The sequence below is a fragment of the Psychroserpens sp. BH13MA-6 genome, assembly GCF_052983595.1.
Genome location: NZ_JBRJGE010000007.1, coordinates 131,185 through 151,226, shown reverse-complemented (window position 1 = coordinate 151,226; position 20,042 = coordinate 131,185). Strand labels below are relative to the sequence as shown.

General features: G+C 39.2%; 21 protein-coding genes. 2 read left to right on the top strand and 19 right to left on the bottom strand.

The window, feature by feature from the left end; all coding sequences use genetic code 11:
• Window positions 1-13 precede the first annotated feature (13 nt).
• Window positions 14-1,690 carry a SulP family inorganic anion transporter gene (locus ACU8DI_RS13840; protein WP_447113380.1) on the top strand — a complete coding sequence of 559 codons (1,677 nt, stop codon included), beginning with the start codon at window positions 14-16 and terminating at the stop codon, window positions 1,688-1,690.
• Between the two features lie 48 nt (window positions 1,691-1,738).
• Here ACU8DI_RS13840 and ACU8DI_RS13835 read toward each other — a convergent pair whose 3' ends face one another.
• From ACU8DI_RS13835 to ACU8DI_RS13760, 16 genes are all read right to left on the bottom strand, one after another.
• Complete coding sequence (locus ACU8DI_RS13835; protein ID WP_447113379.1) at window positions 1,739-2,110, bottom strand: hypothetical protein; 372 nt, start codon at window positions 2,108-2,110, stop codon at window positions 1,739-1,741.
• A gap of 65 nt (window positions 2,111-2,175) precedes the next feature.
• Complete coding sequence (locus tag ACU8DI_RS13830; protein WP_447113378.1) at window positions 2,176-4,254, bottom strand: alpha-ketoacid dehydrogenase subunit alpha/beta; 2,079 nt, start codon at window positions 4,252-4,254, stop codon at window positions 2,176-2,178.
• A gap of 26 nt (window positions 4,255-4,280) precedes the next feature.
• The gene (locus tag ACU8DI_RS13825) at window positions 4,281-5,573 is read right to left on the bottom strand and encodes a dihydrolipoamide acetyltransferase family protein (RefSeq protein WP_447113377.1); all 1,293 of its coding nucleotides are present in this window, start codon (window positions 5,571-5,573) and stop codon (window positions 4,281-4,283) included.
• A 2-nt stretch (window positions 5,574-5,575) separates the two neighbouring features.
• Window positions 5,576-6,172, bottom strand: coding sequence for an acyltransferase (locus ACU8DI_RS13820; protein WP_447113376.1), 597 nt, complete (start codon window positions 6,170-6,172; stop codon window positions 5,576-5,578).
• Between the two features lies 1 nt (window position 6,173).
• Window positions 6,174-6,926: an enoyl-CoA hydratase/isomerase family protein gene (locus tag ACU8DI_RS13815; RefSeq protein ID WP_447113375.1), complete on the bottom strand. Its 753-nt coding sequence runs from the start codon at window positions 6,924-6,926 to the stop codon at window positions 6,174-6,176.
• 25 nt (window positions 6,927-6,951) lie between these two features.
• Entirely contained in the window at window positions 6,952-9,450 is a 2,499-nt protein-coding gene (gene paaZ, locus ACU8DI_RS13810; protein ID WP_447113374.1) for a phenylacetic acid degradation bifunctional protein PaaZ, read from the bottom strand.
• Between the two features lie 111 nt (window positions 9,451-9,561).
• Window positions 9,562-10,773: a 3-oxoadipyl-CoA thiolase gene (gene pcaF / locus ACU8DI_RS13805; protein WP_447113373.1), complete on the bottom strand. Its 1,212-nt coding sequence runs from the start codon at window positions 10,771-10,773 to the stop codon at window positions 9,562-9,564.
• A gap of 10 nt (window positions 10,774-10,783) precedes the next feature.
• Window positions 10,784-11,191, bottom strand: a complete 408-nt coding sequence (locus ACU8DI_RS13800) for a PaaI family thioesterase (protein WP_447113372.1) — start codon at window positions 11,189-11,191, stop codon at window positions 10,784-10,786.
• Window positions 11,192-12,346: a 3-hydroxyacyl-CoA dehydrogenase NAD-binding domain-containing protein gene (locus tag ACU8DI_RS13795; RefSeq protein ID WP_447113371.1), complete on the bottom strand. Its 1,155-nt coding sequence runs from the start codon at window positions 12,344-12,346 to the stop codon at window positions 11,192-11,194.
• 23 nt (window positions 12,347-12,369) lie between these two features.
• On the bottom strand, window positions 12,370-13,155 hold the full coding sequence (locus tag ACU8DI_RS13790; RefSeq protein ID WP_447113370.1) for an enoyl-CoA hydratase-related protein: 786 nt from the start codon (window positions 13,153-13,155) through the stop codon (window positions 12,370-12,372).
• 120 nt (window positions 13,156-13,275) lie between these two features.
• Entirely contained in the window at window positions 13,276-13,773 is a 498-nt protein-coding gene (paaD, locus tag ACU8DI_RS13785; protein WP_447113369.1) for a 1,2-phenylacetyl-CoA epoxidase subunit PaaD, read from the bottom strand.
• A gap of 36 nt (window positions 13,774-13,809) precedes the next feature.
• Window positions 13,810-14,565, bottom strand: a complete 756-nt coding sequence (paaC, locus tag ACU8DI_RS13780) for a 1,2-phenylacetyl-CoA epoxidase subunit PaaC (RefSeq protein ID WP_447113368.1) — start codon at window positions 14,563-14,565, stop codon at window positions 13,810-13,812.
• Window positions 14,565-14,852, bottom strand: coding sequence for a 1,2-phenylacetyl-CoA epoxidase subunit PaaB (gene paaB, locus ACU8DI_RS13775; protein ID WP_431137168.1), 288 nt, complete (start codon window positions 14,850-14,852; stop codon window positions 14,565-14,567). Before paaB ends, paaC begins: the two co-directional genes overlap by 1 nt.
• 72 nt (window positions 14,853-14,924) lie before the next feature.
• Window positions 14,925-15,881, bottom strand: a complete 957-nt coding sequence (paaA, locus tag ACU8DI_RS13770; protein WP_447113367.1) for a 1,2-phenylacetyl-CoA epoxidase subunit PaaA — start codon at window positions 15,879-15,881, stop codon at window positions 14,925-14,927.
• Between the two features lie 95 nt (window positions 15,882-15,976).
• Window positions 15,977-17,050 carry a 2Fe-2S iron-sulfur cluster-binding protein gene (locus ACU8DI_RS13765; protein ID WP_447113366.1) on the bottom strand — a complete coding sequence of 358 codons (1,074 nt, stop codon included), beginning with the start codon at window positions 17,048-17,050 and terminating at the stop codon, window positions 15,977-15,979.
• A gap of 68 nt (window positions 17,051-17,118) precedes the next feature.
• Window positions 17,119-17,688, bottom strand: a complete 570-nt coding sequence (locus tag ACU8DI_RS13760; RefSeq protein ID WP_447113365.1) for a TetR/AcrR family transcriptional regulator — start codon at window positions 17,686-17,688, stop codon at window positions 17,119-17,121.
• A gap of 49 nt (window positions 17,689-17,737) precedes the next feature.
• Between ACU8DI_RS13760 and ACU8DI_RS13755 the strand changes: the two genes are divergently transcribed.
• Window positions 17,738-18,043 (top strand): rhodanese-like domain-containing protein, encoded by a 306-nt coding sequence (locus tag ACU8DI_RS13755; RefSeq protein ID WP_447113364.1) that lies wholly within the window; start codon window positions 17,738-17,740, stop codon window positions 18,041-18,043.
• Here the strand turns inward: ACU8DI_RS13755 and ACU8DI_RS13750 are convergent.
• From ACU8DI_RS13750 to gldB, 3 genes are read right to left on the bottom strand one after another with little or no spacing between them, the layout of a single operon-like run.
• Window positions 18,038-18,652 (bottom strand): DUF4230 domain-containing protein, encoded by a 615-nt coding sequence (locus ACU8DI_RS13750; RefSeq protein WP_447113363.1) that lies wholly within the window; start codon window positions 18,650-18,652, stop codon window positions 18,038-18,040. The two genes, ACU8DI_RS13755 and ACU8DI_RS13750, sit on opposite strands and share 6 nt — an antisense overlap.
• A 7-nt stretch (window positions 18,653-18,659) precedes the next feature.
• The gene (gene gldC, locus ACU8DI_RS13745; RefSeq protein ID WP_447113362.1) at window positions 18,660-18,995 is read right to left on the bottom strand and encodes a gliding motility protein GldC; all 336 of its coding nucleotides are present in this window, start codon (window positions 18,993-18,995) and stop codon (window positions 18,660-18,662) included.
• Window positions 18,995-19,954 (bottom strand): gliding motility lipoprotein GldB, encoded by a 960-nt coding sequence (gene gldB, locus ACU8DI_RS13740; RefSeq protein ID WP_447113361.1) that lies wholly within the window; start codon window positions 19,952-19,954, stop codon window positions 18,995-18,997. Before gldB ends, gldC begins: the two co-directional genes overlap by 1 nt.
• Window positions 19,955-20,042 lie beyond the last annotated feature (88 nt).

The window sequence follows — 20,042 nt, the reverse complement described above, 5'->3', positions numbered from 1 at the left end:
TAAAACAAGTACTATGATATTAGGTCAAGAAACAAGAAAAAACTTCACCCAAAACCCTAAAAACGATATTTTATCGGGCTTAACGGTTGCCCTAGCATTAGTCCCTGAAGCTGTAGCCTTTGCGTTTGTTGCAGGAGTGGATCCGTTGGTAGGTCTTTATGGTGCTTTTATGATGGGGATTGTAACCTCTCTATTTGGAGGTCGACCTGGCATGATTTCAGGCGCAACAGGTGCTATGGCAGTTGTCATGGTGCACCTGATACAAAAAGGAAATGAGGTTGGAATGACTCTCGAAAATCCAACAGAAAACTTAGGACTTCAATGGTTGTTTATCACTTTGCTCATAGTGGGCGGAATTCAAATTTTGGCAGGAGTTTTCAAGTTGGGGAAATTTGTTCGATTGATTCCGCATCCAGTAATGATGGGTTTTGTTAACGGCTTAGCCATCGTAATTTTCCTTTCTCAATTACGATTATTCCCAAATGTAGTTCCTAAAGATATTTCATTTATCAATGATACTTCAGAGTGGTTTTCAGCATTGTTCTCAAACGGAACATTCTGGACCATGATGGCATTTATCGGACTTACCATGGCTATCATGTATGGTTTACCTAAACTTACTAAAAAAATTCCAGCAGCTCTTATAGCGATTATCGCTGTTGCCTGCATCACTATCTTTGGAGGTATCGAGGTAAGTACTGTGGGCTCCTTTATTCGTGAAGGTGGAGGAAGCGGCTTGGAAGGTTCTTTACCGACGTTTCAAGATCAAATTTTCGGATTGTTCGGTTCACTTTCAGGGCATTGGAGTTTGATCATATCTACAGCAATTATTTTAGCTGCTGTTGGTTTAATAGAGTCATTAATGACCTTAAATTTAGTTGACGAAATTACGGAAACACGAGGCAATGGAAATAGAGAATGTATGGCACAAGGTGGTGCGAATATATTAAACGGACTATTTGGTGGCATGGGTGGTTGTGCAATGATCGGACAATCGATTATCAATGTAGATTCTGGTGGTCGCGGACGATTGTCCGGAGCTGTAGCCGCCATTGCTTTATTATGTTTTATTTTATTCGGTGCACCATTGATTGAGCAAATTCCTATTGCGGCCTTAGTAGGTGTCATGTTTATGGTGGTCATCGGTACATTCGCATGGAGTAGTTTCAGAATCATAAGAAAAATCCCCTTATCTGATGCCTTAGTTTTAATTGCAGTATCTGCTATTACTGTTTGGAAAGATCTTGCCATTGCTGTTATTGCTGGCGTCATAATTTCAGCATTGGTGTTTGCTTGGAAAAATGCTACCATGATTAGAGCACGTAAACGTATACAAGCTGATGGTACAAAAACGTATGAGATTTGGGGACCTCTATTTTTTGGTTCCATCCAAAATTTTAATTCAAAATTTGATGTTAAGAATGATCCGCAGCATGTTGAAATCGACTTCATTGAGTCTCGCGTGAGTGATCATTCAGCGCTAGAGGCTATATTCAATTTAGTTCATAAATATGAGGCCGAAGGGAAGTCTATCAAACTGAAGCATTTAAGTGAAGATTGCAAGCGACTCATGTACAAAGCGAGTGCCAAATTTAAAGAAGTCATTGTTGAAGATATTGACGACCCAAGATACCATCTGGCTGCAGATCCAGAAAAATTTACGAAACCTTTATCTGAGTACAACATATAAAAAAAGCGACCCTTTTAGGTCGCTTTTTTTTTGTTTGCTAAAGACGAATTACTTCGCCGATACTTTTTTCATATAAATTTCATATTGCTCAGACGATAAAACCTGCTTCAATTTTGAGTTGATATAATTCTGCATTTTCTCTTTTTTAAGAGCTCTTTCCGCAGGATCTTTAACCGCGTCAATTCCTTGCATTTTTTTATCTACGGCATTGTAAATATCATAGACTTGAGCTTTCTGCTTCGCATCTAACTTTGCCGATCTTTCCAACATTTGAATCACCTTATCTGCATTTTTCTTAGCAGAACTGGCATCATTGTTTACAGATTCAATTTGTGATTTGGATTTAGCCTGTGCAAACGATATTTGAGTTCCTGCAAATAAAAAACATGCAAAAGTTAAGAGTAAGAGTTGTTTTTTCATGATATAAATTAATGAATTAGAGGTTCAATATACAAAATTCAAGGCATTAAATTAAAAATTTTTTACTAATACGCCATTAATTCCTCGATCTTCCGCTTTACTTTTTCTGAAGACGGAATCATCGTTTCTTCTAAGGTCCCATTTAAAGGAATTGCAGGCATATTTTCGCTGCCAATAGTCATCACTGGTGCGTCCAAATACTTAAAACACAGCTCTTGTATTTTTCCTGCCAATGCTCTCGCAAAACTATTATTTGAAGGTTCTTCCGTCACAACTAAACACTTGCCTGTTTTCTTTACGGAAGTCATTATGGTCGTCTCATCTAATGGATACAATGTGCGTAAATCAACAATCTCAATTCGGTCACGAAGGCCTAATTCACCTGTAGCATTATAGGCCCAATGTACACCCATACCATAAGTAATAATGGTCATGGTCTCTTCAGCCTCTTGCTTCCATATTTCTTGTAGTAACCAAGCTTTTCCGAAAGGTAAAACGTAATCCTCATCGGGTTCCACAGACGTTGCTCCTTGTGTTCCTTTGACCTTACTCCAATATAATCCTTTGTGTTCTAAAATCACGACAGGATTAGGATCATGATAGGCAGCTTTCATCAAACCTTTTAAATCAGCACCATTACTCGGGTAAGCGATTTTAATTCCTCTAATGTTAGTAACGACACTTTCAACAGATGATGAATGATAAGGTCCACCACTGCCATAAGCACCAATAGGAACACGAAGAATCATGCTCACAGGCCATTTCCCATTAGATAAATAGCAGCTTCGACTTACTTCGGTAAATAATTGATTGAGCCCTGGCCAAATATAATCTGCAAATTGCACCTCAACAATGGGTTTAAGTCCAACAGCACTCATGCCTACTGTTGATCCAACAATAAATGCCTCTTGAATAGGTGTGTTAAATACGCGACTATCGCCAAATTTCTGTGCCAAGGTTGCAGCTTCCCTAAATACACCGCCTAAGCGACCACCAACATCTTGTCCATACAATAAACATGCTTTATGCTTTGCCATAAGTTCTTCCACTGCAAACAGTGCACAATCCACCATAACCACCTTATCAGCACCTTCCGGTGCGCGTACACCTTTTTCTTCTAAAATGGGAGTTGGCGCAAAATCATGCGTATATAAATCTTCAGCTTTTGGGTCTTCAGCTTTCAAAGCCTTTTCAAAATCGGCTTGCACATTGTTCTTAGCAACTTCTTCTATTTGAGAAACCTCTGTATCGGAGAAACCATGATCTAAAAGCTGCTGTTTTAGTACAGGATAAGGATCTCTAGATTTCGCTTCATCCAAATCATCACGATACCATTCCATGCGAACACCAGAGGTATGATGATTTAAGAGTGGTACTTTGGCATGGACCAAGAACGGACGTCTTTCTTTCCTGATAGTCTCTATCACCTTTTCAAGTGCTTGATAGCTTTCTATAAAATTGGCACCATCAATTGAAATGGCTTCAAGACCATGAAAACCTTTAGCGTATTCGAAGGCGTTTTGTGCTCTTGTTTCAGCTTCATTTGCCGAAATATCCCAGCCATTATCTTGCACCAGATATAAAATAGGCATTTGCTTTAATGCTGCCATTTGAAAGGCTTCAGCAATCTCTCCTTCGGTAACTGATGCATCACCTAATGAACATACCGTAATAGGAGGAACTTGCTTCGACTGCTTTTGAGTTTCTGTATCAAGAATCGGATTATCAAGCTCATGCTTTTCCAAGTATTGCATGCCCATAGCGACGCCAGTTGCTGGAATAGCCTGCATTCCAGTGGCCGATGATTGGTGCGGTATCTTTGGTTTATCCTGATCTTTTAAACTTGGATGAGAATAATAGGTTCTACCTCCAGAAAATGGATCGTCTTTTTTTGCTAATAATTGCAACATCAAGTCATAAGGTTTCAATCCAAATGCCAATAACATGGCATCATCGCGATAGTATGGAAAAGCATAATCTTGCGGCAACAACTGCATACCAAGAGCCGTTTGGATGGCTTCATGTCCTCGTGAGGTAGCGTGGACATATTTTGACACCAATTTAAAGTTCTCTTCATATAATTCAGCCATTGCTTTAGCTGTACATAAATTCGAAAATCCAGTTTTTAATAGTTCTTTATTCATTATCAGGTCTGCCAAAGCAGTCATTATTATATAGTTCTATGTAAATCAAATTTTTCAAAATAGTCGGCCACACGTCGTACGAAACTGCCTCCTAAAAAGCCATCTACGACACGATGATCAAACGATAATGACAGATACATCATACTCCTTATGGCAATTTCATCTCCCTTATCGGTTTCAATCACTTCAGGTCTTTTTTTAATAATTCCCAGAGCCAAAATTGCCACTTCAGGTTGGTTGATAATTGGTGTTCCCATAACGCTTCCGAAGGTTCCCACATTTGAGATGGTAAACGTGCTTCCTTTGATATCATCGCCACTCAATGCATTAGCTCTCGCTTTTTCAGACAACGCATTGACATCTGTTGCCAAGTCTTGTAAATTTTTTGTATCGGCATTTTTTACCACTGGAACAATTAAATTTCCGCTAGGTAAAGCCGTTGCCATACCTATGTTAACGTCCTCTTTTACAATGATGTTCTGGCCATCAACTGAGGCATTTATATTTGGAAAATCCTTAATAGCCTTTGCAACAGCCTCGACAAACAAAGGCGTAAATGTTAATCGTTGACCATACTTCTCCTGAAACGCCTTTTTATTTGCATTTCGCCACTTTACCATATTCGTTAAATCAGCTTCTACATAAGCTGTCACGTGAGGTGATGTGTGTTTAGAGTACACCATATGATCCGCGATCATTTGGCGCATGCGATCCATTTCAATAATCTTCCCTTTACCTTTATCAAAGTGCAACTGCGGAATACGATAAGCGGTTGGATCTGTGACTGATGGTTGTGCAAACTTATAAGGTCGACCATCCTCAATGTAAGCGAATACATCACTTTTTCGCAAACGTCCTTCATGACCCGTTGCTGGAATTCTCGCTAGCTCTTCAAAGCTGATATGATGCGCTTTGGCAATCTCTATAATTAATGGTGAGAAAAAGGTATTGGAATTTGATATATTGAATTGGTGAGACTGTGCACTTATCGCAGGTTTCACTTTCGCCTTTTTCTCTGGCTTAGGGGTCTTTTCAAGCTCTTTATTCGTGGTTTTGTCGGATTTGCTTACTGTAGCTTCTGACAACTCCAGTTCGGCAATCACTTCTCCTACTGGAACAACATCCTTAGCATGATGTATCAATTTTATTATAGACCCAGCTGCTGGTGCAGGGACTTCATTGTCGACTTTATCTGTCGCTACTTCCAGTAAAATATCCCCTTCTTCAAAAGTATCACCCTCCTCCAACAACCAATTGATTATTGTTCCTTCCGTAATACTTTCGCCCATTTTGGGCATTTTTAATTCAAATTTTGACATCCTTAATTTTTCATAAAATCACGCAATGTTTGATAAACATCATCTTGTAATTTCAATTCATTTGGAACCTCTCTTAAAGGCTCTACTTCTTTTAAACTTTCATGACACTCCGCAGGTAATTTTTGATACAACTTAGTGCCTTTGGTCTTCCAAGCTATCATCTCATCACTCACCTCTTTGATAATTTTTGATGGATTACCAACAACGAGACTTCGTTTCGGAATTTTCGTTTCAGCTTTAACAAAGGCCATAGCTCCAACAATCGCTTCATCACCAATATCGGCATCATCCATAATGACAGCATTCATACCTATCAAGCAATTTCTACCCAAATTGGCACCATGAATAATGGCACCATGTCCAACATGGGCACTTTCTTTGAGTACGATAGACTTCCCTGGAAACATATGCACGGTACAATTTTCCTGTACATTCACACCATCCTCAAGGATGATTTGACCCCAATCACCTCTGATAGCTGCTCCAGGACCGATATAACAGTTTTTACCAATAATGACGTTTCCTGTTACAGCAGCCAATGGATGCACAAAACTACTTTCATGAACTACCGGAATAAATCCCTTGAAACTGTAAATCATGCTACTTAAATCCTTTTAATTTTTCTTTAGTAAATTCTGAAAGCACCAATCGCCCACTTGTTTCTGCCCTTTCTGCCAAAAGATCATCCCAATCATCTGTGCCTTTCCAAAAGACTTTTTTCATCTCCTTCATGGCTTCAGGATTATAGGTACACAAATGTTCTGCAGTGGTTTTAACAGCCTCATCTAAGGCTTCCGTACTCTCATAAACAAGAGTATACAACCCTTTTGATTGCGCCCATTCTGGCGAATAAAATGTATTAGCATCGATGGCGATTTGAGACATGGCACTTAATCCCATTTTGCGTTCAATGGCTGGTCCCACAACAAATGGCCCGATACCAATATTCAATTCACTTAACTTAATTGCAGCAAACTTGGTGGCCATACAATAATCGGTTGAAGCTGCTAATCCGACACCTCCGCCCACGGTTTTTCCTTGAATACGTCCGATAATAAATTTCGGGCATTTGCGCATGGCATTGATGACGTTGGCAAATCCCGAAAAGAATACTTTACCAGTTGCAGAATCATTAATATTGATTAGCTCTTTAAAACTTGCACCTGCACAGAACGTGCGATCGCCACCACTTTTTAAAACAATGACTTTAATGGCATCATTTTGTCCTGCTTCGGTAATGGTTTTAGACAAATCTGCTAAAACAGCACCTGGCAAAGAATTATGTGCAGGATGAAAAAACTCTATATATCCTACTTCATTATCGATATCTAACTTCACATAAGGTTCACTCATATTTCAAAATATTTTATCTAATTAATTATATCAATCCGAATTGTTCGAAATGATGGTTTAAATGTTTTCGTTCTAAGAGATAAGACTCATATCTATTTAATTCTCCAAAGACCAAGTTTTTCAATGTGGCATCTGGATGTTCCTTGAAAAATTCTAAATACTTTTCTCTTTGTGTTTTAAATTTTTCGATGGCAGTAGTCAAATCTGGATGCTTCAACTCCGCTAAGGTATCCTTTTCCAATAATGGGAAATTGGTGTTCTGCGGAAACTTCTCGTAATTGTAAAGACTCGCATGTACTTTTTCCAGGATCTTTTCTGGTGTCGCCACCTCAAAATCTTGAATCTCTCCAGCAGCAATTTTATAAGTAAATTCTAAATGCTCAATCATGTGTTGCGGTGTCATAATACCCCATTTTGGCTTCATGTCTTCTGAAAGTTTCGATAAACAAGCATCTATTTTTTCATCAGTCATTTCTACAAATGTTTCTTGTTTCTTTTGAACCATGGTAAGCACCGTTGCTAATGCGACCAATTCATCATCCGCATCAAAAATTTCTGCTAACCATTTTACAATACCGCTAGGATGTTCGGCAGACGCCACATCCCGATCTACTTTTTGCTTACAAGTTAAACGTACATAAATGGTATCGTTATGATACAAAGGACGTAAGAAACGACACTCTTCTAAACCGTAGTTTGCTGAAACAGGTCCTTTATTTGGATACACGAACAAGCCAGCTGCTGCTGCAATTATGAAATAGCCGTGGGCAGTTCGCTTTTCGAAAATGCTTCCATCTAAAGATGTAATATCGGTATGCGCATAAAAGTGATCCCAAGTAAGATTGGAGAAATTGATGATGTCCGAATCCGTAATTGTTCGTTTATGCGTTTTCATGGACATCCCTGGTTGAATATCTTCCCAATGGTACTTAAACGGATGTTCCTCTGCCTCCTTATACTTGGCTTTTTGTTGATAGATTCCTGTAATTTCTGTAATCGTTGTTGGCGATCCTTGTATAGCAGTACGTTGCAAATAATGCTTTATTCCACGCATACCACCCATTTCTTCACCACCACCAGCACGTCCGGGACCTCCATGAACTAAATAAGGTAAGGGTGAACCATGGCCAGTACTTTCTTTGGCACTTTCGCGATTTAATACGAGGATTCTTCCGTGATGACTAGCCGCATTGACCACATAATCTTTGGCGATATTATCGTTAAATGTTGCTATGGAAGATACTAATGAGCCTTTACCCATTTTTGCTAATTCCACAGCTTCATCCATATTTTTATAAGGCATAATCGTACTCACTGGACCAAAGGCTTCACGTTCGTGAATGATGGTGTTTTGAAACGGATGGTCGGCACGAAGTAAAATAGGGCTTATAAAGGCACCTTTATTAGCATCGGCACCTATGGTTTCGAGATGGTCGAGATTGCCATAAACAATCTTAGCCTCTTTGGCTAAATCATTTACTGAATCCTTAACCGCTTGCACTTGTTGTTTACTGACTAAAGATCCCATTCTAACTTCCTTAAGTCTGGGATCACCTATGGTGACTTTATCTAATGCTTTCCCAAGGGCCATCTGAACATCTTCAACAAGATTTTCGGGTACAATGACACGTCGGATAGCCGTACATTTTTGACCGGCTTTTACCGTCATCTCTTTACGCACCTCTTTGATGAATAAATCAAATTCTGGTGTTCCCGGAACAGCGTCCTCACCGAGAATTGAAGCATTGAGCGAATCGGCTTCCATGGTAAAAGGCACTGATTCTTGAATCAATCGTGGATGCGCTTTTAACAAACGTCCCGTACTTGCAGACCCAGTAAAAGTGACCACATCTTGAGATTCTACAGTATCTAATATCGTTTTAACGGTTCCATTAATAATTTGCAGAGCACCTTCTGGAAGGATTCCTGAATTGATGATTTCTCGTGCAACGGCTTCCGCTAAATAAGAGGAGGAAGGTGCTGGTAAGACCACAGCTGGCACACCAGCCATCCAATTAACCGCACATTTTTCTAACATGCCCCAAACCGGAAAGTTAAAAGCATTGATATGTACAGCCACGCCTTTTTTCGGCACCATAATATGATGCGCCATAAAGCGGCCACCACGAGATAAATCTATAGGATCTCCTTCAACATGATAGGGTTGATTAGGAAATAGTTTTCTGAGAGACGCATTGGCAAATAAATTACCGAAACCGCCTTCAATATCAATCCAGCTATCGACACGCGTGGCGCCTGTTCGATAACTCAAATCGTAAAACTGTTCTTTTCTTTTTGTAAGATATAAGGCCAGTTTTTTCAACATATTGCCACGTTCTTGAAAGGTCATCTTTCTGAGAACCTCACCGCCTTTAGTTCTTCCGTAATGAAGGATTTCAGGAATATCTAATCCTTCAACAGCCACACTTGTGAATATTTCGCCAGTAATGGCATCATGGACAGGAGCACCTTCTTCCTTCCCAGTGGTCCATTGTCCTTGAACGTAATGTTGTATTTTATCCATTCTTATTCTTGTTTAAGACCGACACCTGCGTTAGCGATTGAACGGTCTGTTTGAGCGCCTTGAAAAGCGCGAGTAGTGAAAGCGCGACCCTTGGGTAACGCCCAAAACTCTTTAATAATTTATATTTTCAATAATGGCAGCATAGCCTTGTCCAACACCAATACACATGGTCACTAGGGCATACTTTTTACCTTGCTCTTGCAACTCCAGCGCTGCCGAATAGGCAATTCTAGTTCCTGTTACACCAAGTGGATGACCAATTGCTACTGACCCACCATTAGGATTTAATCTCGGATCGTCATCTGACAAACCCCAAGCTCTAATACACGCTAAGGCTTGAGCCGCAAACGCCTCGTTGAGCTCAATAATATCCATATCTGCCATGGTAAGACCTGCTTTTTCAAGCGCCTTATTAGAAGCTTCAACTGGACCAATACCCATAATTCTAGGTTCGACTCCAACGACAGCTGAACTTACAATTCGTGCCAAGGGTTTTAAATTGTATTGTTTAACAGCATCTTCTGACGCAATAATTGTTGCTGCGGCACCATCATTCAATCCTGAAGAATTTCCAGCAGTCACACTTCCATCTTTTTTAAAAGCAGGACGCAGTTTTCCTAAAATTTCCAATGTCGTCGTAGGTTTTACGAATTCATCCTTTGAAAACTTAATTGGGTCTTTTTTGCGTTGTGGTATTTCTACAGTGACTATTTCTTTATCCAGTCGACCGTTTTCTTGCGCCTTGGTGGCTTTCATTTGACTCCAATAAGCAAACTTATCTTGATCGGCTCTCGAGATGTCATACTTTTCTACTAAGTTTTCAGCTGTCATACCCATCGCATCGATACCGTACAATTCCTGCATTTTAGGGTTTACAAATCGCCATCCGAAACTAGAGTCGTACATTTTGGCATCATTTCCGAAAGCACTTGAGGGCTTCGCCACCACATATGGGCCTCGCGTCATATTTTCAACACCGCCTGCGATAAATACATCACCGTCGCCTGCTTTGATTGCTCTATTCGCATGAATGATTGCTGATAAGCCAGAGCTACATAATCGGTTTACCGTTTCTCCTGGTACTGAAAATGGCAATCCTCCCAAAAGCGCTGCCATTCTAGCCACGTTACGATTGTCTTCACCAGCTTGATTGGCACAGCCTAAAATCACGTCATCGTATGCTTCTTTCGGGATGCTAGGGTTTCGTTTCACAACTTCTGAAATAACCAAGGCGGCTAAATCATCCGTTCTGACCGCTGATAAGGTTCCTTTATAGTTTCCAATTGGCGTTCTAATGCCGTCTATGATATATGCGTTTTTCATGTTGTTCAATTTAATCTTCCCAGTCTTTTTGTGTTCTATAAACCACGCCTTTGAATAGCGCTACTAATTGGTCATTGCGTTTCACTTCGATGACATTAAATCCTAATTTATTATTGACCTTTTCGATAACAGATTCAGCTACGAGGTAATCTCCTTCTTCTAAGGCTTCAATATGATTGATACTCGTTTCAATGGACACGGCATATTTACCATGCGTGTTTGCCGCAAAACCGAATGCCGTATCTGCCAAAGAGTAACTAATGCCTCCATGTGCTTTATTCATGCTGTTCAGCATGTCTTTACGTATGGTCATTGCCACTTTACAGCGTCCGACCTCACATTCTAAAATCTCGATACCTAACCATTGGCTAAACGCATCTTGACGTAACATTTTATATGGAATTAGTTCTCCTTTCATTTAAAAGAACGTTTGTTGTTCCTGATTCATTTTTCTCAAAAGCGGACTACAGCGGTAACGATCTTCATGATATATCGCGTAGAGCTCATCCATTTTTTTTACACACCAATCGATTCCCTTATCGTCTGCCCATTGTAACAATCCTTTAGGATAATTAACACCTTTAGTCATCGCGTTATCGATGTCCTCGGCCGAAGCAATATTTAAAAACAAGGCATCTGCAGCTTCATTGATCAGCATCACTAAGACTCGATCAAAAATTTGCTGTGCTAGTAATTTGTCTTCCCTTGGTTTTGGTGGGATGGCATTATCGGAATAATCGTAATAGCCTCGACCAGATTTTCGTCCTAAGTAGCCAGCTTCCGCAAAGCGTTTTTGTGTAAAGGCTGGTTTATAACGTGGGTCAAAATAAAAGGCTGTAAAAACGGTTTCCGTGACTGTATAATTTACATCGTTACCTATAAAATCCATAAGCTCGAAAGGTCCCATTCTAAAACCTCCTAAGGTCTTTAAGCTCCAATCAATAGTGGCAAAATCGGCCATGCCCTCTTCGTAGATTCGCAGTGATTCACCATAGAAAGGTCGCGCAACACGATTGACAATAAAACCTGGTGTGTCTTTAGCCACGGCAACAACTTTCTTCCAATCGGTAATGGTTTGAACAGCCGTTTCTAATACCTCATTAGACGTTTGGATGGCTGGAATCACCTCTACTAATTTCATTAAAGGCGCAGGATTAAAGAAATGAATCCCGATACAACGCTCAGGTTGATTGAGTGCTGCTGCAATTGATGCTATAGACAAACTAGAAGTGTTGGATGCAATGATGCAATCTGAGGACACATAGCCTTCTAATTCAGAAAAGACCTGTTTTTTGACATCCAAATTCTCAACAATCGCTTCAATCGTAAGATTAGAATCTGCCAAGTCATGAAGCTTGTCAACATAGGTTATATGATTCTGAATTCTTGCTTTTTCAGTGGCATCGATACGTCCTTTTTGAATGAGACGCAATAATATTTTTTCCAAGGCGGCTTTCGCTTTATCTAAAGCGGCTTGATTGGTATCATAAAGTTTTACTTGGCATCCAGCGGTAGCCGCAACTTGTGCGATTCCGCTTCCCATGGTGCCGCTACCAATAATTCCTACTCTCATAAATTCGTTGTCATTTTAAGTCTTTATTTTCCTTTGAACTGTGGCTGTCGTTTTTCGATGAATGCCGCCACACCTTCTTTATAATCATCACTTTGAGCCGCTTCTATTTGGTATTTTGATTCCATTTGCAATTGTTGCTCCAGCGTTTGAGTCATGGATGCATTGAACAATTCCTTGATCATACCGAGTGCTTTCGTGGGCATATTTGCCAATTTTAAAGTGAGTTTTTGAACGTCTTGGTCGAAGGACTCTAAAGGCAAAACTTTATAAATCATTCCCATGTTTTCGGCTTCTTCTGCAGAAACTTTATCGCCTAACATGGCCAAGGCAGATGCCTTTTGAAATCCGATTAACCGTGGTAAGAAATAGGTTCCAGCACTATCTGGAATTAACCCAATAAGACTAAAAGCCTGAATAAAACTCACTTTTTCATGAGCCACCACGATATCACAAGCCAAGGCAATATTTGCACCAGCACCAGCAGCTACACCATTCACGGCAGCTATCACTGGTTTTTTAATGGCTCTAATTTTTGTAATTATTGGATTGTAGTGCTCCTCTAGTATTTTTTTAAATCCAGGGTTTAAATCAGGTGTCGTGACTTCCTTCAGGTCTTGACCAGCACAAAATGCCTTCCCACTTCCTGAAAGGACGATGGCTCTGACCTCATCGTTGGCATTACAGTCATCTAAAATGGTCTGTAATTTTAGAGCCATCTCACGATTAAAACTGTTGAAGACCTCTGGTCTATTTAAAGTGACGTGTGCGACACTGTTTTCAATTTTTAATAGAATTGAATTATTGCTCATACCTATTATTTATGCAATGTATACATTGCCATTTTTAGTTTTGCGTTAAGGATGGAGGCTTTGTTGGAGCTCCTTGAAAAGAGCGACTGCCGAGAGCCTGACCCTTGGGTAACGCCATTGTTATTTTAAACATTTAAAATAGTCGAATGGTTCTTGGCAATCGTCACATTGAAACTGTGCTTTACATGCGGTTGAACCAAACTGACTGACCAATCGTGTATTTGTGGATCCACAATGGGTACATTTAACTTTTCGCTTACCTCGAAGCAGCACATCTTTATCGGCTTCTGGCTCCAAAGGTGCTGCAATGCCGTAATCTTCCAGAGCTTTTCGTCCTCGAGGAGTGATCCAATCGGTTGTCCAAGCAGGATGCAAAACGAGTTCTATGTGGGATTCATATCCGGCGTCTTTCAAAGCGCTTTTAATATCGTCACCAATGACGTCCATTGCAGGACAACCACTATAGGTTGGCGTAATCTCCACATGAACCACATGATCGATAATGACCGCAGAACGCACAACACCCATATCCATAATTGACAATACTGGAATTTCAGGATCTGACACCTGTTCCAAAATGGGTATTAATCTTTCATCAATTTGTTGTTCTGTTGTCATCACGTAACTACGACTCTTTCTTTTTTATATTGTTAATTACCATTCCATATTGGGATATGCGCGTTGCATATATTGTAATTCACTCAGAATGTATCCCATATGCTCGGTATGAATCCCTTGCTTACCACCTTTATGGAAGTATTTGGATTCTGGAACCTCTAGTGTGGCTTCTTGTAACACGTCACCGACCTTCTTATAGTAGCTTTCTTTTAGTGTTGTTACATCCACTCCAATACCTTCAGCTACCATAGCTTTATCGGCTTCTGTTTGATGAAACAATTCATCTGTGTACATCCATAAATCTGAAATTGCTTCTTGCATTTTTAATTTGCTTTCATCAGTCCCATCACCTAAACGTCTGACCCAATCTGATGAAAACCTCTCGTGATAACTCACTTCCTTGATTGATTTATTCGCAATGGCAGACAAGGTTAAATCCTTACTTTTTTGCAATTCACGTAAAAATGCTAAATGATAGACATCAAACAAAAACTGTCTTCCTATGGTATAAGCAAAATTCGTATCTGGTTGCTCTACTAATAGGACATTTAAATAATCACGTTCTTTGCGAAGCATGGCAATATCATCTTCAGATCTTCCATCACCAGCCAATTTTGCGGCATACTGATAGTAACTTCTTACTTGCCCAAATAAATCGAGGGAAATATTGGTACAAGCGATGTCTGTTTCTAAACTCGGTCCATGTCCTGTTAATGCTCCTAAACGTTGTCCTAAAATGAGGCTATTATCAGCGATACCAAGAATGTATGTGTATAAATTTTCGTTCTTCATTACATGTGTTTTACATCATCTGGCAAATCATAAAACGTTGGGTGGCGATAGACTTTATCTTGCGCTGGTTCAAATAATTCACCGTTGTGTTCTGGATTTGAAGCCGTGATATGTTTTGATTCTACCACCCAAATACTCACACCTTCATTTCGTCTGGTGTATACGTCCCGAGCATTTTCCAATGCCATTTCTGCATCTGCTGCGTGCAGACTACCAAAATGTCGATGCTCTAATCCGTTTTTGCTTCTTACGAAGATTTCCCAAAGCGGCCAGTTTTTTGTTGCCATAATCATTAGTATTTCATAGTAAGCACTCGTTGAGCGATGTGTTTTCTAACTCAATTGCGCACTTGTTTAAATTTAAACTGCTTGTTTTTCTTTGCGTTCTTGTTGTTTGTCGGCATATGCCATTGCTGCATTTCTCACCCAAGCGCCACGTTCCCATGCGCCAACTCTTGCTTTCATTCGTTCCTTATTCATTGGACCATGACCTTTAACAACTTGCCAAAATTCCTCCCAATCTATTGCACCAAAATCATAACTCCCGCGTTCCTCATTCCATTTTAAATCTGGATCTGGAATAGTCAACCCCAAAATATCGGCTTGTGGTACTGTTTGGTCGATAAATTGCTGACGCAATTCGTCATTGGTCTTACGTTTTAATTTCCATTTCATGGACTGTGCTGTGTGCACGGATTCGTCATCTGTTGGCCCAAGCATCATAAGACTTGGCCACCACCAGCGGTTCAAAGCATCTTGTGCCATTTCCTTTTGCTCTGGGGTTCCATTGGCTAATTTCAACATGATTTCATAGCCTTGTCTTTGGTGAAAACTTTCTTCCTTACATACACGAATCATAGCACGTGCATAAGGACCATAAGACGTGTTACACAAAGGAACCTGATTAATAATGGCTGCGCCATCAACTAACCAACCTATAGCACCCATATCAGCCCAAGTTAAGGTAGGGTAATTAAAAATACTTGAGTATTTGGCCTTACCTGAATGTAATTGTTCGTACAGTTCTTCTCGCGAAACTCCAAGAGTTTCACAAGCAGAATACAAGTATAAGCCATGTCCAGCTTCGTCTTGCACCTTTGCCAATAAGGCTACTTTACGTCTTAGAGATGGTGCCCGTGTTATCCAGTTTCCTTCAGGGAGCATTCCTACAATTTCGGAATGTGCATGTTGAGAGATCTGTCTGATATGCGTTTTGCGATATTTCTCAGGCATCCAATCTTTGGGCTCAATCTTTTCGTCACGTGCGATACGTGCTTCAAAATGGGCCTCTAAATTTTTAATTTGTTCTTCACTCATAACGATTGTTTTTTGTGATTTACGTTTTCTTTTTCAATATGTTGTTCGTTTCAAATAGACCAACCCTATGTTGGTCATTTCAAACTTCTAAAATGCTATACGTCGAAATCGACAATTACCTTTTCTGTAGTAGGAACGGCTTGACAACTCAAAACATAATTTTGAGCTACCTCCTTCTCTTCTAAAGCATAGTTGATTTTCATTTCTACTTCCCCTTCTTTCACTTGACACTTACAAGTACTACACACACCACCTTTACAAGCAAATGGTAAATCGGCTCCAGCACCTAAGGCGGCATCTAAAATATTGTCGTATTCTTTAGTCATGGTAAACTGGAATTCTTTTCCACCATCAACGATAGTGACTTCCACGCCTTCCACATTTTGTTTCGCCAGTCGTTCAGCCCGTTTGATATCTTCCTCAGACAATCCTGTAACGAATAATTCGAAGTGGATTAATTCCTTGGGCAAACCTGCTTGAATGAGGTAATCACTTACAAAGGTCACCATCTGTTCAGGACCACATAAGAACACTTCATTTGTATCTGGAATATCAATAAATGTTTTACTCAGCACCTCCATTTTTTCGTCGTCAAATCTTCCATTGAAAAGGTCGATGTCACGACGTTCTTTAGTTAGAAAATAATAAATTTCTAGGCGACCAAAAAATGTATTTCTCAACTGCTCTAGCTCTTCCTTAAAGATAATGGATTTCGCCGTTTTATTGACATAGAACAATTTACACGTGGCATTTGGTTCTGCATATAAATGCGTTTTGATCATAGAAAGCACTGGCGTGATCCCACTACCAGCCGCAAAGAAAAGATAATTCTTCGCTTGGTTAGGGTCTACATCTACCCCAAAGGTTCCACTAGGCACCATGACTTCTAAAAAATCACCGGATTTTAATTGTTCATTTACAAAAGTTGAAAATTTTCCTCCTGCAATTTGCTTAACAGCGACTTTCCATTGATGATCTCTCGGACTCGAGCACAAGGAGTAAGAACGACGTACATCTTCACCGTTTATATCGGCTTTTAGCGTTAAGTGCTGGCCTTGTCTGAAATTGAATTCATCTTGTAAATTCTCAGGGACCTCAAAAGTCACGACCGAACAATCATCGGTCTCTTTATAAATATCTTGTATTTTTAGCTTATAAAACTGAGCCATATATCTGCCTTAATATCTAACTAACACTTGTTAGTTTGGAGAACAAATATACGAAATTTAATTCTTAATTACTTGTTAATTCCTTCAATGAGGACTTCACTCAGGCTCTCGGCTAAATCGTTTGCGTCCAAATCTTCTTTTTTTGGAATCCACAGATATAACGAACGTAATGTTGTAAGCATTGAAAACATCACAATCTCTGGATTGGTCGACTTGATTTCAGAGGCATGGATTCCATTTTTGATAATCGTTAAAAAATTAGTCTCATACTCATTACGCAATCGCAAATAATAATCTAATTGATCTTCTAAGTGCATCCAATCATTGTTCAAGGATGCCATGCCATTGGTGTTTTGAGCCGTAATATTGACGTGTAAGCTCACAATCTTTTTCAGCTTAGAAATGTTAGACGTTTCAGAATTAATAATCTCAGTCATGCCTTCTGTAAATGTTTCAGCAATTGAGATAATAATATTTTTAAGAATATCTTGTTTTGAGGCTATATGATTGTACAAACTTGCAGCCTTCATTCCCATCGCAGTCGCTAAATCGCGCATAGTTACAGCACTATATCCTTTATCTTTAAAAAGTTTCGCTGCTGTTGAAATTATTTCGTCTTTTCTAGTTTCGAGTTTCAAAGGTTCGTGAGTTCTTGTAATTCTTTGTAAATTTAAATAAAAAGAAACTATGGGATTTTTTGATTTTATTTTTGGCACTAAAAAGCGACAAGTAATGTCCTATTTAAAAAATAATGCACTGATCTTAGATGTTCGAACACAACGTGAGTGGGATTGTGGTCATCTCGAACAGGCGAGACATATTCCTTTAGACGACTTAAACAATCGCGTGGAAGAACTTCAGTCTTTAAATCGACCGGTCATTATTTGCTGTGAAAGCGGTGTTCGTTCTTCTAAAGCCGCTAAATTCTTAAACCTTCATAACATCGACGCTATTAATGGAGGTGGTTGGGTGCGACTCTCAAAACAGTTATAGTTTTAAATCTTTTAGTTGCTCCAAATTGTTCACTGGATTTTCATTGTATTGGAGTGTCCATCCCATTGATTTGGTGAGGATGAAGAATTTAGCCAATTCACTGATGAGTCGATTTTGTGCATTGGATTTAAGATCTGAGGCTTCTATCTTTTTTAATAAAGATTTTTGTACTGTCTGTTTAATGGCATTGTAGTCCTTAGCCTCAAATTGATTGAGGAAATCAGCTTGAATATCATAATATTCGAAATCTGGACTTATCTTAATTTCTTCTTTTGGAATACTTAAAATTCGCAACACTTTTTGAAGCTCATCAATTTCATATTCGATTAGACTTAAGTCATAACCAATGGTGACATCTGCATTAACAACGACAATCGCTTTCTTCTCAGCTTCTATTAAATCGCCAAAAATCGCTTTAGAGTTTTTATATGTAAACACCTCAGAAAAATGTCCTTCAGTCACCACTAACTTCCCCACATTTTTCACCTGTTCTTGTATGAGTGCGGTGTTTTCCTTGAGCGTTATTTCATCTTTCCGCTTATCACCACAGTACTTAAAAGTGAGCATAATGACCAAAGTGATAATGATTCCAAAAAGAATTTTTCGCATAGTGATCTTACTTATTCAATTCTAATTTTTCTGCAAAATAATCACAGAAATCTTTCATTGTGGCTGTCATTTTCTCATCTTGAGTTGCCCTGTGAAATGTGTTAGACATTTCCACTAAGGTCTGATGAAAAAATTGCTTCATTTCGTCTACAGGCATGTCCTTGGTCCAAAGATCAATTCGCAAGGTCTCTTTGGCTTTAGAATCCCACACAGAAAGCATTACTGCCTTGGCTTCTTCCTGAGATATACCGCCATCTTCCGCTGACCAATGCAATTTTTCAGGGACTCTGTTTTCATCGAGTTCTACGCTTAGTTCTATTTTTGAAGTATGTGTTTCTGGCATTATTTAGGTGGTTTATAATTTGAATTGTTAAAAATTTCTATCGCCTCTGTTTGCAACATTTGCTCTAAGGTGACGTCATTGTTTTTCATGTAAGCTCTCACAATTTGCCAACCTATATATTGGCCCAATCGACCTGGAGTTTCACGGTCCAATTCCAAGTAGAACTTTGTAAAAGGCGCTTCAGCAATAAATCGACCTGGCAAACTGCTATCGGTGTCATACAACATTTCATGGGATACAAAATGTCGCCATATCATATCTTCATTAACTCGGGCAAATTCCAACTGATCCTCCGTATACCCTATTTTTTCAGCATCTGTTTTAAAAGGAATTACTTTGTCCTTAAAATATAATTGCTTGCCAAAATAGATCATTTCGTCCAATAAGGTTTTCTTTTGAAACTGAAAAATGCGACGCTCACTGTAAGCTTTGGCTAAGTCGACCACAATCTGTGATGCCTTCATATTTTCAGTTAAATACCGTGGAATTCCATCATAAAATTCATGATTTGTTCCCAGATAGTTATCAATAGCAATTAAAACAATCGTATCTGTAACAACGACTTTATTTCTATAATCGACAAAGTTCGAAAGAGTTACAACTCTTGGTTCAGAGAAGGTTTTATCGTAATACTTCAGGTGTTGAAACAAGCGTTCAATATCTAAAGTTTCAGACGTAAAATCACCAAACACTTCCCCAATCGCTTTATTCAAACCAATTTGCAATGTATCCTGCATTCTCTCTACCCAAACTGAATCTGGAATTCGGTTTGAGAACAAAAAAGGAAATGCCTTTTTTAACTCGTCCAAATTATCAGGTGCTGTATTTGCAAAGGCACGATCGAATCGTTCAACCATCACATTGGCGTCAATTTTAGCAATTTCAGAGGCAAGGCCATCGTCATTTTTACAATTAAAAAGTGTGAGAAAAACTAGAGTTAATAAAGCTATTTGTTTCATGTACTGAATTTATAAAAACTTAATCGAGTAAATTTTTATTACTAACGCTATTAGGTTATTTTTGTTTTGCAAAGGTACTCAATTAGAC

Coding starts and splice junctions, on each gene's coding strand:
- ACU8DI_RS13830 (WP_447113378.1), bottom strand. CDS start 4,254: ATGAATAAAGAACTATTAAAAACTGGATTTTCGAATTTATGTACAGCT.
- gldC (WP_447113362.1), bottom strand. CDS start 18,995: ATGCCAGAAACACATACTTCAAAAATAGAACTAAGCGTAGAACTCGAT.
- paaA (WP_447113367.1), bottom strand. CDS start 15,881: ATGAGTGAAGAACAAATTAAAAATTTAGAGGCCCATTTTGAAGCACGT.
- ACU8DI_RS13835 (WP_447113379.1), bottom strand. CDS start 2,110: ATGAAAAAACAACTCTTACTCTTAACTTTTGCATGTTTTTTATTTGCA.
- ACU8DI_RS13820 (WP_447113376.1), bottom strand. CDS start 6,172: ATGATTTACAGTTTCAAGGGATTTATTCCGGTAGTTCATGAAAGTAGT.
- ACU8DI_RS13840 (WP_447113380.1), top strand. CDS start 14: ATGATATTAGGTCAAGAAACAAGAAAAAACTTCACCCAAAACCCTAAA.
- ACU8DI_RS13795 (WP_447113371.1), bottom strand. CDS start 12,346: ATGAGAGTAGGAATTATTGGTAGCGGCACCATGGGAAGCGGAATCGCA.
- paaZ (WP_447113374.1), bottom strand. CDS start 9,450: ATGGATAAAATACAACATTACGTTCAAGGACAATGGACCACTGGGAAG.
- paaC (WP_447113368.1), bottom strand. CDS start 14,565: ATGAAGAACGAAAATTTATACACATACATTCTTGGTATCGCTGATAAT.
- ACU8DI_RS13815 (WP_447113375.1), bottom strand. CDS start 6,926: ATGAGTGAACCTTATGTGAAGTTAGATATCGATAATGAAGTAGGATAT.
- gldB (WP_447113361.1), bottom strand. CDS start 19,954: ATGAAACAAATAGCTTTATTAACTCTAGTTTTTCTCACACTTTTTAAT.
- paaB (WP_431137168.1), bottom strand. CDS start 14,852: ATGGCAACAAAAAACTGGCCGCTTTGGGAAATCTTCGTAAGAAGCAAA.
- ACU8DI_RS13750 (WP_447113363.1), bottom strand. CDS start 18,652: ATGCGAAAAATTCTTTTTGGAATCATTATCACTTTGGTCATTATGCTC.
- pcaF (WP_447113373.1), bottom strand. CDS start 10,773: ATGAAAAACGCATATATCATAGACGGCATTAGAACGCCAATTGGAAAC.
- ACU8DI_RS13825 (WP_447113377.1), bottom strand. CDS start 5,573: ATGTCAAAATTTGAATTAAAAATGCCCAAAATGGGCGAAAGTATTACG.
- ACU8DI_RS13800 (WP_447113372.1), bottom strand. CDS start 11,191: ATGAAAGGAGAACTAATTCCATATAAAATGTTACGTCAAGATGCGTTT.
- paaD (WP_447113369.1), bottom strand. CDS start 13,773: ATGACAACAGAACAACAAATTGATGAAAGATTAATACCCATTTTGGAA.
- ACU8DI_RS13765 (WP_447113366.1), bottom strand. CDS start 17,050: ATGGCTCAGTTTTATAAGCTAAAAATACAAGATATTTATAAAGAGACC.
- ACU8DI_RS13790 (WP_447113370.1), bottom strand. CDS start 13,155: ATGAGCAATAATTCAATTCTATTAAAAATTGAAAACAGTGTCGCACAC.
- ACU8DI_RS13755 (WP_447113364.1), top strand. CDS start 17,738: ATGGGATTTTTTGATTTTATTTTTGGCACTAAAAAGCGACAAGTAATG.